Annotated in this window: 14 protein-coding genes; 13 read left to right on the plus strand and 1 reads right to left on the minus strand. The window is 32.7% G+C overall.

Annotated features, from left to right (window positions below; translation table 11 throughout):
- Nucleotides 1-77 precede the first annotated feature (77 nt).
- The 10 genes from C1Y58_RS23900 to C1Y58_RS23945 all read left to right on the plus strand — a co-directional run bounded on the left by C1Y58_RS23900 (nucleotide 78) and on the right by C1Y58_RS23945 (nucleotide 7,435).
- Entirely contained in the window at nucleotides 78-404 is a 327-nt protein-coding gene (locus C1Y58_RS23900) for a TraR/DksA family transcriptional regulator (protein WP_105619560.1), read from the plus strand.
- Between the two features lie 160 nt (nucleotides 405-564).
- On the plus strand, nucleotides 565-1,296 hold the full coding sequence (locus C1Y58_RS23905) for a class I SAM-dependent methyltransferase (RefSeq protein WP_105619562.1): 732 nt from the start codon (nucleotides 565-567) through the stop codon (nucleotides 1,294-1,296).
- A 37-nt stretch (nucleotides 1,297-1,333) separates the two neighbouring features.
- Nucleotides 1,334-2,269 carry a phosphotransferase enzyme family protein gene (locus C1Y58_RS23910; protein ID WP_170311683.1) on the plus strand — a complete coding sequence of 312 codons (936 nt, stop codon included), beginning with the start codon at nucleotides 1,334-1,336 and terminating at the stop codon, nucleotides 2,267-2,269.
- Nucleotides 2,270-2,394: 125 nt separating this feature from the next.
- A complete protein-coding gene (locus C1Y58_RS23915; protein ID WP_105619566.1) occupies nucleotides 2,395-3,111 on the plus strand; it encodes an SDR family NAD(P)-dependent oxidoreductase in 717 nt (238 codons plus the stop codon).
- Nucleotides 3,112-3,196: 85 nt separating this feature from the next.
- Nucleotides 3,197-3,829 carry a hypothetical protein gene (locus C1Y58_RS23920; protein ID WP_105619568.1) on the plus strand — a complete coding sequence of 211 codons (633 nt, stop codon included), beginning with the start codon at nucleotides 3,197-3,199 and terminating at the stop codon, nucleotides 3,827-3,829.
- Between the two features lie 29 nt (nucleotides 3,830-3,858).
- Complete coding sequence (locus C1Y58_RS23925) at nucleotides 3,859-4,527, plus strand: DUF4332 domain-containing protein (protein WP_105619570.1); 669 nt, start codon at nucleotides 3,859-3,861, stop codon at nucleotides 4,525-4,527.
- A 92-nt stretch (nucleotides 4,528-4,619) separates the two neighbouring features.
- Complete coding sequence (locus C1Y58_RS23930) at nucleotides 4,620-5,384, plus strand: ribonuclease HII (protein ID WP_207655816.1); 765 nt, start codon at nucleotides 4,620-4,622, stop codon at nucleotides 5,382-5,384.
- 24 nt (nucleotides 5,385-5,408) lie between these two features.
- Nucleotides 5,409-6,815 carry a flagellar hook-length control protein FliK gene (gene fliK, locus C1Y58_RS23935; RefSeq protein WP_105619574.1) on the plus strand — a complete coding sequence of 469 codons (1,407 nt, stop codon included), beginning with the start codon at nucleotides 5,409-5,411 and terminating at the stop codon, nucleotides 6,813-6,815.
- Between the two features lie 4 nt (nucleotides 6,816-6,819).
- On the plus strand, nucleotides 6,820-7,110 hold the full coding sequence (locus tag C1Y58_RS23940) for an EscU/YscU/HrcU family type III secretion system export apparatus switch protein (protein WP_105619576.1): 291 nt from the start codon (nucleotides 6,820-6,822) through the stop codon (nucleotides 7,108-7,110).
- Nucleotides 7,088-7,435, plus strand: a complete 348-nt coding sequence (locus tag C1Y58_RS23945; protein WP_105619578.1) for a YraN family protein — start codon at nucleotides 7,088-7,090, stop codon at nucleotides 7,433-7,435. The genes C1Y58_RS23940 and C1Y58_RS23945 overlap by 23 nt, the downstream gene beginning before the upstream one ends.
- A gap of 45 nt (nucleotides 7,436-7,480) precedes the next feature.
- Here the strand turns inward: C1Y58_RS23945 and C1Y58_RS23950 are convergent, their stop codons facing one another.
- Complete coding sequence (locus C1Y58_RS23950; RefSeq protein WP_105619580.1) at nucleotides 7,481-8,470, minus strand: hypothetical protein; 990 nt, start codon at nucleotides 8,468-8,470, stop codon at nucleotides 7,481-7,483.
- Nucleotides 8,471-8,688: 218 nt separating this feature from the next.
- Between C1Y58_RS23950 and pgeF the strand changes: the two genes are divergently transcribed.
- Genes pgeF through der form a run of 3 tightly spaced genes read left to right on the plus strand, consistent with a single transcriptional unit; the run spans nucleotide 8,689 to nucleotide 12,216 of the window.
- Nucleotides 8,689-9,519: a peptidoglycan editing factor PgeF gene (gene pgeF / locus C1Y58_RS23955; RefSeq protein ID WP_105619581.1), complete on the plus strand. Its 831-nt coding sequence runs from the start codon at nucleotides 8,689-8,691 to the stop codon at nucleotides 9,517-9,519.
- A gap of 16 nt (nucleotides 9,520-9,535) precedes the next feature.
- Nucleotides 9,536-10,849, plus strand: coding sequence for a DUF512 domain-containing protein (locus tag C1Y58_RS23960; RefSeq protein WP_105619582.1), 1,314 nt, complete (start codon nucleotides 9,536-9,538; stop codon nucleotides 10,847-10,849).
- Between the two features lie 44 nt (nucleotides 10,850-10,893).
- A complete protein-coding gene (gene der / locus C1Y58_RS23965) occupies nucleotides 10,894-12,216 on the plus strand; it encodes a ribosome biogenesis GTPase Der (RefSeq protein WP_105619584.1) in 1,323 nt (440 codons plus the stop codon).
- Nucleotide 12,217: the final 1 nt, after the last annotated feature.

The raw sequence follows: 12,217 nt of genomic DNA on the forward strand, positions 1-12,217 counted from the left end.
TATGATATATTATATAAATGAGATAAAATATATATTATGATATATTTATTATTTAATTATAAAAGTAGGTGTGAGTAATGAACGAAGAGTTTCAAATTTGCATAGAATGTCATGAAGAAAAAGTGTTAGAGGATTTTCCAATAGATAGACGAGCAAAAACAGGTTATAAAAAAGTGTGTAAGAGCTGCTTTAATGAAAAGTATAAAGATCGTAATAAAAAAGTGGTTTCACCTGAAAAAGTGATAAAAGAGTATTTGAACGAACAAGTACCAGAAGTCTTTAAAGCTTTATCCATACAATCGATAGCAGAAGAGAGAGATTTCATGCAAGTATTTATAGAGAGTATTCAACCAAAAGCAGAGTTTATCAATATTGTTAACCAGTATAAGAGTAAGAACAGTTAACCTATGTCTAAAGGCATAGGTTTTTATTTATTTATAACTCCATTAGTTAGATAATGGGATTATTGAGTAAATATAGTTATTGATGTATAATAGTGTGTAACGGTAACCTAAGTTACCATTAATCTGTATCGCTGTTTAATGATAAAGGAGGCAGTATACAATGTATAAAGATATCATCCAGAATAGTCCCTTACTATTAGGTTTAGAATGTAATAAGGTTTTAGATATTGGAACAGGGAATGGCGTTTTTTTAAAAGCTTTATTGGCGAATATAAAATCTTATAATCGTGCAATTGGATGTGATGTCACAAAGGAAATACTTCATATTGCTAGAGAAAAGCTGAAAGATGAAGAAGTAACATTATTGTTAGCTGATGGGGCTAAGCTTCCATTTTTAGATGAGGAGTTTGATTTAATCACAATATCAAATTCTTTACATCATTTTGAAAATGTAGACAAAGTGATTAGAGAAGTATATCGAGTATTGAAAGAAGATGGGTTATTCGTTATCAATGAGATGATACACGACGATTTGACTGAGACTCAACTAACAGATAGATATTTATCAGATTTCTTTGTAAAAGTTGATAAGTTACAAGGGAAAATACATAATTTTACTTTATCCAAAGAAGAAGTAAAGGAATTCTTTAATGGCAATCACTTATCACTTTTAGAAGAGAATGAATACGATGATGATTGTTATAAAGGGGTAGGGGAGGAGAGTTTGCTTTCAATTGATCATGCTTTAGATAAAAAGGTTGATGAAGTCGCTCATACTCAAGAATACAAGCAATTATTAAATGAAGTTGATTCATTAAAAAATAGAATGCGAAAGATTGGAATTGATATGCAAAAGCAGTTGTTCCTATTATATAGGAAAGAACATGAGTAAGTTAGGGGATAGAAATTTGAATCTAGAGGTGAAACATATGAATGTGAATCATGAGGTACTTAAGTTTTGGAATATAAAAGATGTTAAGGAATTGAAGAAAATTCAAGATAATGTTTATAGGGTTAATTGTGAAGATGGAACAAGCTTTATTCTTAAGAATAAGTCGAATAAGAAAAGAGTGTTAGCAGAAACTCATTTTATACAACACTTAAAAAAGAAGGGGGTACCTGTTTCAGTTCCAAGGCTATCTGATAAAGGTGAATGTTTTGTTGAATATGAAGGAGAATGTTTAAGCTTATACAAAGCTTTAGAGGGTGAACATATAATATATAACTTGAAAAAAGATGATAGGAATATCATATTTCAGCACAGCAACGTATTAGCTCAAATACATTTAGCACTTGCTGATTACAAAGGTGATAATGAGACTATTAGGGACATGAAGTTTGATAAGCAAATCTATGATTGGGCATTACCAACATTATTAAAGCATTATGATGATGCATCCATTCAAGAGAAGCTCAATCAGTTAAGAGAAGAGGTGGTATATTATTTCACTAATGTACCAAAGCAACATATACATAGAGATCCCCACGGTGGAAATATACTCTTTGAAAATGGTGAATGGTCAGGGTTAATCGACTTTGATTTAGCAACAATTGGGTACAGAATCTTTGATATTTGTTACATGTTGCTAAGTTTCTTTTATGAAGACTTTAGAGAAGAGGGATTACAAAATGTATGGCTTGAAGCGGTCAGAGGTTTCACTGGTTCCTATGAGGAAAAGTCACCTCTTTTACCGATAGAAAAAGAATCTGCATGGTATTTCTTTATATGTATTGAGCTTATATGTGCGGCGTATTTTATCGATATAAAAGATTATAAAAGTGCCGATGATGCATTGGATCTTTTTAATTGGCTATATAACAATAAAGTACGGATTAATAGTTGTTTCATATGTGTTGATAGTTAATTCAACTCATAAGATATAGATTTAGTTGATTTTTAGAACGTTTCATATTAACAATTACGGAATATATATTGAACTAATGAAAAATGCTTGCATTTGTTCAATATATACTAGATGGAGGTTTATCGATGAAAAAAGCTATTGTTATAGGTGCAAGCAGTGGGATAGGTAGAGAAGTTGCCATACAACTTATAGATGATGATTATACCGTTGGGATCACTGCAAGAAGGGTTCCATTACTTGAAGAGTTAAAAGATAAGTACGAAAATAAGGTACATGTAAAAAAGATGGATATATCTAAGACTGAAGAAGCGATGAAAGAGTTAGAAGAATTAATAAAAGAACTTGGTGGTCTAGATCTTATTGTAATCAACTCTGGATATGGGCATGTCAACCTTGAATTGGATTGGGGTATAGAGAAGCAAACCATAGAAGTCAATGCTCTAGGATTCACTTCTATAGCTAATGTAGCTTACCGATATTTTTCTAAGCAAAAGAGTGGTTGCATAGTTGGAATCTCATCTATTGCTGGTATTAGAGGAAGTTCTTATAGTCCGGCGTATGGTGCTACAAAATCTTATCTATCTAACTATTTAGAAGGACTAAGATGTAAAGCAAAAAAAGAGAAAATGGATATAAAAGTTATTGATATTAAGCCTGGTTTTGTAGACACAGCCATGGGGCAGGGCGATAAAGCATTTTGGGTTGCGCCTGTAGAGGTAGCTGCTAAGCAAATACTTGAAGTAATCAAAAAAGGGAAAGAGAAAGCTGTTGTAACAAAGAGATGGAGGCTTATAGCTTGGTTAATGAGAATAATACCAGAGTGGCTATATTATAAAATTTAATCCAATTACTTCTCTATCTATATACCGAATACATAATTATAATATAAGAAGATAATCTAATATCATTCACGGAGGTGATATGCAAATGAATAGAGGTAGTAAAATCCTTCTGATAATCATGACAATAATGTTTGGCCTGTCTGTTGTCCATGCTGGCGATATACCAGAAGCTTTAATGAATGGAGAGCAAAAGGCTCTTTTTATAGGCGAGCTTGTTGATTTAAACCAGGAAACATGTACCCTTCAACCAATAACGATAATGATGGGTGAAATAACTGAAGAAGTCCTTACAATCGATCCTATTGAAGTCTATTATGGTACTAGTGACGTACCAACAGTTGGCGACCACCTTGTGGTAGTTCTCTTAAAGGATAAAGAGATAGATAGGAATTGGCTTTTTAAAGCAACTTCAAGTGATTATCAGTCATTAGAGTTAATAAGCGAAAAATATGATATGGTAAAACGCTATGAAGAATATATTAATGATGGTGAGTATTTTGCTGCACAGGCGAGATTAGATAAGAATTCTAACGAGAATATGGCTATGGAGACCCCTACAGAAGATGTGTACCAGGTTACTTCAAATAAAGTTGAACAATTGGACGCGGTAGATGTTGAAAATGCTAAAATGCCTAGAAACAAGCTGATTTTACCTTTAGTTCTACTCATTATATGTTTAGCAATTATTACGAAGATTACTGTTAATAAAAGAAAATGATATACTCATGATAAATTTAGGAGGAGATTATGTATTCTATACCTTTAGATCAGATAACAATAAGAGAATTTGAAGAAATAATGAATACTGTGCATCTTTTACCATCACAAAAGGGAATTTTACATCATATGAACAGTAATTTACTGAAGCTAGAGAATAAAGGTCTAAGCAACTTACTGGATATACAAGACTTACTTAAGAATAAAAAAAATTATCTTTCAGTTGCAGAAGCATATGGAATAGATCAAGAATACCTTATTATCCTTAATCAAATGGTCAACAGCTATAAAGTTAAAACAATGCCATTAACTAAGTTAAGCATATTTACTGAAGGTGAGTTAACTAAGTTGGCCACTAAGAAAATTAAGAATACTAAGCATTATTATGAAGCGTTTATAAGTGAAAAGAATAGAGTTGAGTTATCAGAGAGCATCCAAATTCCATTTGAAAGCATAGAATACGGTTTAAGAATCGTTGACTTGTTAAGAATTAACGGTGTAGGGGTAGATTATGCCAAAAGCCTCTATAAAATCGGTGTAAGAAGTGTACATGATTATAATGTAACATCTTCACAATCAATTCTTGTATCGATCAATGAACTCAACAAGATAGAAGGAACAACTAAAGCTACTCTGGGTATAGACTGTATAGATTACTGTCGACGTTTTACAGAAAAATTAGACTGTGATATCTGTTGATAAGCATTATGAGATATCACTTCTTGAATTTTTCTAGGATAGCATTTATAATTAACTAATGTCTTGACGATATACATATTAGGAGGTCAATCATGGCACAGTCTATCAAAGCAATAGATTTATACTTAAGCAATGTTCATATAGATGAATTACATGAAGAAATGAGACTCTATTATGATGATGAAAGAGCAGGTGTACAGAACCTATTGAAAAAGTACAACAATAAGCTTGCTAAGCATCAACAATTAATAGAGAAATTTGAAGAAATGAGTATCTATGAAAATTCATTTCAAGGCCAAGGAAAAGAGTATATAGCAGGTATTGACGAAGTTGGTAGAGGTCCCTTAGCTGGACCAGTTGTTAGTGCTGTGGTTATATTAGATGAGCAACCAATATTAGGATTAGACGATTCAAAAAAATTATCTGAGGTCAAGAGGGAAGCATTTTTTGAAGCGATTACACAAAGTGCTGTGGATTATAGAATAGGAATCATCGACGTGAAAACCATTGATGAGATTAATATTCTACAAGCTACCTATGAAGCTATGCGTAGTTCTATCGACCAAATGTCTGTTAAACCTGATCAACTTTTGGTAGATGCTGTTACTATTCCTGATATAACAATACCTCAAGAAGCTATTATTAAAGGGGATTCAAAGAGTATATCTATAGCTGCGGCTAGTATAGTGGCAAAAGTGTCTCGGGATAGAATGATGGAAGATTATCATGAACTCTTTCCACAGTATAATTTCAAAAGGAATAAAGGCTATGGAACGAAAGAGCATATAGAAGCAATTAAGAAGTACGGGTTATGTCCGATACATAGGAAGAGTTTTGTCACTAACTTAATTGATTAAAGCCTGATTAAACGAGGTGATAAGGTGCAAATAACTCAGGATTATTTTGCAAAAATTCATCAACAGACGAACATCAACAATACACAGAAGGGGATACTGCAACTTCAACCAGGTGATGTATTTAAGGGTGTCGTTGAAAATATTACTAAAGATCAAATTTTATTAAAAATGTTGAATGGAACAATGTTAAATGCTCGATTGGGCAGTAACGTAGAATTAAAGATGGGCCAAAAGTTATCTTTTAAAGTCCAATCTTCAGATAATGGACAAATTGTCATCAAGCCGGAGGGTAACTTACAACAAGGTAAAGAAGCAGTAGCTCAACATGCCCTTAAAGAAGCAGGTATACCACTGACAAAAGAAAATATGAACATGATCTTTAAACTCGTTGATCAAAAGTTACCTATTAACAAAAACTTTGTACAGACTATTAATCGTCATGTTAACCAGAACCAAATACCTCTCAATAAAGTGCTTTTTATGTTGAAGCAGAACCTTCAGATTAATGATAAAAACGTTCAATTATTAGATCATTTGGTAGGTAATAAAGCCCATTTATCTGAACAATTAGAGGTTATGATTGATAAAATTGCGCATCTGCCTAAAGAACAGCGTTCAGATCTGGTTAAAGAATTTTTACCTGTTCAGAATAAAAATATACCTTCAGCAGTTCAATCACTTCAATCAAAATTACCATTACTCAATGAAAAGGTAATAAAGCCCTTTATTGAATCACTACCAATCAATAGAGAATTAACTTTTGATGAGGTAGAGCAGTTAATTGAAGCAAATGTACCAGAAGCACAAGCAAAAGAACAAGTTAATCAGTTATTAATTAAGGAACTGCTGATTAAAGAGTTCTTTATTAAAGTAGATAATGTTTTAACAAAAGAGAATATAGCAGAAGTTTATGAAAAAATAGAAGATGTAATGAATACTGCAAATAAGTCCCTTAGTAACATGAATGAAGGTAAAGAACTGGAACAACAGGTCATTCAGGTAAAAGATCAATTGCAAGTATTACAGCAAGTCAATCAAAACATGACGGTACTTAATATTCCTTTACAAATGAGTAATGGTTTGACTCAAGGTAATCTGATGATCTTTGAAGATAAGAAGGGTGGCACAGGTAAAGAACAAAATGATACTAGGACCGCTTTAATCACTTTAGATACAGCATTTTTAGGTCATTTTGAATGTTATCTTAATGTAGATGATAAGAAACTATCCTGCCAAATCGGTGTTGAAAACAAACATATTAAAACGTTAGTTGAGAATAAAATTAATCAACTGTCTAATCAACTGCAGAGTAGTGGTTACCAACTGCAACATTATAGGATTCGTTTATTTGAGAAATCTTTTGATTTATTTGAAGAAGATGAGAAAGAACAAAGTCAGGATCCCCGATTTTCTTTTGATATGAGAGTGTGATACTATGAAGAAACATAAAAAAGCCGTAGCTATTCAATATGATCCCAATATTAGTTATGCGCCTGCTGTATTGGCCAAAGGTAAGGGGATAGTAGCAGAAAACATACTTGAAACTGCAGAAAAATCAAATGTACCTATCTATGAAGACAAGAAGTTGACTGATGAACTCATAAAATTAGACATCGGGAATGAAATCCCTAAAGAACTCTATCAAGTTGTGGCTGAAATATTAGTATTTGTTAATGATTTAGATGAGTTAGAGGGTAGAATTAATGAAAGTAAACAAGAAGGTTAAAGGGGATGAAGGTGAAAAAAGAGCTTTAAACTATCTCCTTGCAAAAGGTTATACTATAAAAGTTAAAAACTATCGATGTCCTTATGGTGAAATAGACCTCATAGCAATGGATGATAATACATTTGTTTTCGTTGAAGTGAAGTATAGAAAGAGTATTCGGTACGGCTATCCAAGAGAAGCGGTCAATGGTTATAAGCGCCAAAAAATTTATAAAACAGCCCTATGGTACATTAGTTCCTATCAGCTAGAGAGTAACTTTCGTTTTGATGTCATAGAAATACTAGGTGACCAGATAGAGCATATAGTAGATGCTTTTCAAGTATAAAAAGAAACCAAGCTAAGTTGAATGACCTCTTAACTTGGTTTCTTTTTAGTCAATCTGTTTAATATCGATTTTTTTAGTTATTACGTCATCAGTTCCATAGGTTATTATAATTTCGATTTTTCCTGGAACAACTTTCATGTGATTTATATCTTGATCGAATTTGAATTCTCCTGCAGCGATTAATACAAGTAATTTCTCAATTGGAATTTCCTTATAAGCCATATCAAAGCGTTCTTTACACAAGGAATCCATATCAAGTGTATCTAATAAATTATTATTTTCATCCAATATTTTAAATGTCATGTTTTGAACACGCAAAGCTTCCAGTGCAGGTGGACTTGTCTCCAATCCGAGTAGAATTGATAATTGGCTGTCATAAAGGTTAGCCTCATATGTAAAGTTTTCATATTGATAGAGATAAACAGGATTGACAGATTTCAATTCTGTATTTAAGGTTTTATTACGTATAACACCTAAGACAGAATAACTGTATGAAGTATCTTTTAATAACTTAAAACTGCACGCATAGGTGTTACCTTCTTGCTCTAAGGCATTCAGTATATATGAGCCAGAGCTTTCATTTAAGAGTTTAATTTTGGGGTTAGTTATTAAAGCATCTAGTTCTCCTGAGAAAGTGACCTGAAATTTTAAATAGGGTTGATTCTTTTCCAGATAAGTAGATATGTCTACAGTGATATTTTCTTCAGGATTTAACAATAAGTCTTCAACTACAGGAGCTAAATCTAGGTTTTCTTCATCAGTCACATCTTCAACATTCTCTTGTAAAGTAGTAATATAACTATTGTACTTAGTTAGTTCTTCATTGTAATTTGCCATTTCTTCATAAATTGAATCTTGAAGACTGTATAAACTATTTTCAATATCATAACCTGTATAGGTGACAGTATCACTTATTTGATCAATTCTTAAATTGAGTCTTTCAATGTTGGCTTTAGAGTTATGTTGATTAATCATGATAACGAGTTGAAATAATAAGATAAGTCCTATTCCAACTAATATAATTTTTTCTTTCATACATCCATCATCCTTATTTTTTAGAATATTCCTTGCATATTATAACATGAATTACCAGTGCTTACAAATGAAGCTTTTATGACATGTGAGTATCACTCTAAGTGATGGTGTATCCATAACAAAAGACTTGAAGAATTAAAGGAAACAATATATGATATATATAAGTATGGCTAAATTTTCATGTGAAGTAATATTGTAAATTGAGGGATGGTGAACTGATGCAATTACATTCCAATACACTTCAAATTCATAGTAAAGAAAAGCTCAAGTGGCTGACATTTCCACATTTCGATGCAACAGGCAAAACAAAACACTGTTTTACAACCAAACATGGTGGTGTTAGTCATGGCATTTATCAATCCTTAAATCTTGGTTTTTCCAGAGGAGATGAAGAAGAGAACGTAAGAGAAAATTATCAAATCATCTGTAAAGCTATTGAAGTCGATGAAAATGATCTTGTATTCTCTCAACAAGTTCACAAAGATCAAATATATCACGTTACATCTCAAGATATGGGGAAAGGCTACCGATTGGATAGTGATATCAAGGAGATTGATGGATTAATAACAAATGAAAAGGGAATTCCACTTATTACTTTTTATGCAGACTGTGTTCCGCTTTTTTTCCTTGATCAAGTTAAAGAAGTAGTAGCCCTTGCTCATGCAGGATGGCGAGGTACGGTGCAAAAAATTGGGGCGAAAATGGTTACAGTTATGCAAGAATCCTATGGCTCTGACATGAAGGATATTCTAATTGGTATTGGTCCTTCCATTGGTTCTTGTTGCTTTGAAGTAGGAGAGGAAGTTGTTAATGAATTTAAAAAAGCATTCCCTGATGAGGAAAAATACTTGATTATGCCTAGACAAAATGGCAAATATATGATAGATTTATGGTCGGCTAATAAACTTACTTTAATAAAAGAAGGCATCCTTGAAGATAATATTCTTATAACGGATTTATGCACGAAGTGTCATCTTGATCACTTCTATTCACATAGAGGACATCATGGGATGAGAGGCTCTCTAGCTGCAATTATCCAATTAAAGTAACGTAAGGGGAATACTGATGACAGAACATATTATAACAAAAGTCGTAAAAGGGAGTATTGCGGAAGAGTTAGAGATCGAAGCAGGTGACCGATTACTTTCTATAAACGGAAAAGAAATAAAAGATGTTTTTGACTATTACTTCTTTATAGAAGAAGAATATATAGAAGTATCCTTCTTAAAACCTAATGGTGAGGAATGGATATTTGAAATTGAAAAAGATTATAATGAAGATCTTGGTATTAAGTTTGAAGCTGACTTGATGGATAACTATAAATCATGCAGAAATAAATGCATTTTTTGTTTTATAGATCAAATGCCTAAGGGCATGCGTAAGACTTTATATTTTAAAGATGATGATTCACGACTATCCTTCTTAAAAGGTAATTATATTACATTGACGAATATGAAAGAGGATGATATTCAACGCATTATCAAATATAGAATGTCACCAATCAATGTATCAGTCCACACAACCAATCCAGAACTACGTAAAAAGATGCTTAATAATAAATTTGCAGGGCAGGTCCTAGAATATATTCAACGATTAGCCGATGCAGGGATTACATTAAATGGTCAGATTGTTCTTTGCAAAGGTGTTAACGATGGTGAAGAACTCAATCGAAGTATTCGAGAATTATCAGACTTTATTCCTCATATGCAGAGTGTATCAGTAGTACCTGTGGGTATATCAAAATACCGTGAAGGATTATATAATCTAGAACCATTTTCAAAAGATGATGCTATAGCAGTTGTAGACTTAATTGAAAGTTGGCAAAAGAAGATCAGTGAAGAGACTGGTAAACATTTTATCCACGCTTCAGATGAGTTTTATATTTTATCAGAGAGACCAATACCAGAGGAAGAACGGTATGATGGCTATTTACAGTTAGAAAATGGAGTAGGTATGGTTAGGCTCTTTATGGATGAATTTGAATCAAGTTTTAAAAAACTGAAATCCAATACTGAAATTTCTAAAAAGTTAACTATAGCTACATCATTATTACCACTATCTATTATTAATCATTGTGCTTCTCAACTAAAAGAGAAGTTTCCAAATGTAGATTTAAAAGTTATCGGTATTAAGAATAAATTTTTTGGTGATCGAATAACTGTATCAGGTTTACTAACTGGTAGTGATATCATAGAGCAATTGAAAGGTATTGACCTTGGAGATGAGCTTCTATTACCAAGTAATCTACTAAAAGCAGAAGAAGAGATATTATTAGATGATATAACAGTTAAAGAAATTGAAGATGAACTAAAAACATCAGTTCGTATTGTTGAAACATCTGGTAAGGATCTGATTGAAGCAATACTAGAGAAGTCATAGATAAGATAGTATAAGAGACTAGAAGAAATCAAAGGAGAATGTACATGAAACCAATTGTTGCAGTAGTTGGTAGACCTAATGTTGGAAAATCAACATTATTTAACCGATTAGCTGGGGAACGTATTTCTATTGTAGAAGATACGCCTGGCGTTACTAGAGATAGGATTTATGCAGATGTAGAATGGCTTAACTATAATTTCACATTAATTGATACCGGTGGTATTGAACCTGATAGTGATGATTTAATACTTAGTCATATGCGTAAACAAGCAGAAATAGCTATAGAAACAGCATCAGTTATTTTATTTATTGTTGACGGTAAAACAGGTCTTACTGATACCGACGCAGAAGTAGCTACAATGTTAAGAAAAGCTAAGAAACCTGTTGTACTGGCTGTTAACAAAATCGATGATCGTAATAAAATGTCCTATGAAGTTTATGAGTTTTATAATCTAGGGCTAGGCGATCCTTTCCCAATCTCTGCAGAGCAGATGCTTGGTTTAGGGGATATGTTGGACGAAGTAGTTAAGAATTTTGATCAGGATGAAATCAAGGAAGAGGACGATGATATTTTAAAGGTAGCCATTATTGGTAAACCAAATGTAGGGAAATCTTCACTTATTAATAAAATTCTTGGTGAGAATAGAGTTATCGTGTCTGATATAGCTGGAACTACTCGTGATGCAATTGATACGCCTGTTACTGTTGATGGTAAAGAATTTGTTTTCATTGATACTGCTGGGATACGAAGAAAGAGTAAAATCAAAGAAGATATAGAGAAATACAGTATTGTTCGTTCTGTATCAGCAATAGAAAGAGCAGGAGTCGCGGTTATCCTTATTGATGCAGAAAAGGGTGTTACAGAGCAAGATGCTAAGATTGCTGGTATTGCTCATGAAAGAGGTAAAGCTTCTATCATTGTTGTGAATAAATGGGATGCTATTGAAAAAGATGATAAGACCATGTATCGTTATATGAATGACTTAGGTGAAACTTTCAGCTTCATGACTTATGCACCAATGATGTTTATTTCTGCTAAGACAGGTCTTAGAGTTAATAAGTTATTTGAAACTATAGAGATGGTTTCTCAAAATCATGCCTTGCGTGTGTCAACAGGTTTATTGAATGATATCCTTTACGAAGCTATGGCAATGAATCAACCACCTTCAGATAAAGGTAAGCGACTAAAGATTTACTATATGACACAAGTATCTGTTAAACCACCGACCTTTGTTCTCTTTGTAAACGATCGTCAACTAATGCATTTTTCATATAGAAGGTATATTGAGAATCAACTAAGAGAAGCCTTCGGTTTTAAAGGAACACCTATACGTTTTATCGTTAGAGAAAGGAAAGGGAAGGAATAGG

The sequence above is a fragment of the Vallitalea okinawensis genome, assembly GCF_002964605.1.
GTDB classification, from domain to species: Bacteria; Bacillota; Clostridia; order Lachnospirales; family PQDH01; genus Vallitalea_A; species Vallitalea_A okinawensis.

What these genes read in the sequence shown, in the direction of transcription:
- C1Y58_RS23900 (WP_105619560.1), top strand. Translation starts at nt 78, where the DNA reads ATGAACGAAGAGTTTCAAATTTGCATAGAATGTCATGAAGAAAAAGTG.
- C1Y58_RS23905 (WP_105619562.1), top strand. Translation starts at nt 565, where the DNA reads ATGTATAAAGATATCATCCAGAATAGTCCCTTACTATTAGGTTTAGAA.
- C1Y58_RS23910 (WP_170311683.1), top strand. Translation starts at nt 1,334, where the DNA reads ATGAATGTGAATCATGAGGTACTTAAGTTTTGGAATATAAAAGATGTT.
- C1Y58_RS23915 (WP_105619566.1), top strand. Translation starts at nt 2,395, where the DNA reads ATGAAAAAAGCTATTGTTATAGGTGCAAGCAGTGGGATAGGTAGAGAA.
- C1Y58_RS23920 (WP_105619568.1), top strand. Translation starts at nt 3,197, where the DNA reads ATGAATAGAGGTAGTAAAATCCTTCTGATAATCATGACAATAATGTTT.
- C1Y58_RS23925 (WP_105619570.1), top strand. Translation starts at nt 3,859, where the DNA reads ATGTATTCTATACCTTTAGATCAGATAACAATAAGAGAATTTGAAGAA.
- C1Y58_RS23930 (WP_207655816.1), top strand. Translation starts at nt 4,620, where the DNA reads ATGGCACAGTCTATCAAAGCAATAGATTTATACTTAAGCAATGTTCAT.
- C1Y58_RS23940 (WP_105619576.1), top strand. Translation starts at nt 6,820, where the DNA reads ATGAAGAAACATAAAAAAGCCGTAGCTATTCAATATGATCCCAATATT.
- C1Y58_RS23945 (WP_105619578.1), top strand. Translation starts at nt 7,088, where the DNA reads ATGAAAGTAAACAAGAAGGTTAAAGGGGATGAAGGTGAAAAAAGAGCT.
- C1Y58_RS23950 (WP_105619580.1), bottom strand. Translation starts at nt 8,470, where the DNA reads ATGAAAGAAAAAATTATATTAGTTGGAATAGGACTTATCTTATTATTT.
- pgeF (WP_105619581.1), top strand. Translation starts at nt 8,689, where the DNA reads ATGCAATTACATTCCAATACACTTCAAATTCATAGTAAAGAAAAGCTC.
- C1Y58_RS23960 (WP_105619582.1), top strand. Translation starts at nt 9,536, where the DNA reads ATGACAGAACATATTATAACAAAAGTCGTAAAAGGGAGTATTGCGGAA.
- der (WP_105619584.1), top strand. Translation starts at nt 10,894, where the DNA reads ATGAAACCAATTGTTGCAGTAGTTGGTAGACCTAATGTTGGAAAATCA.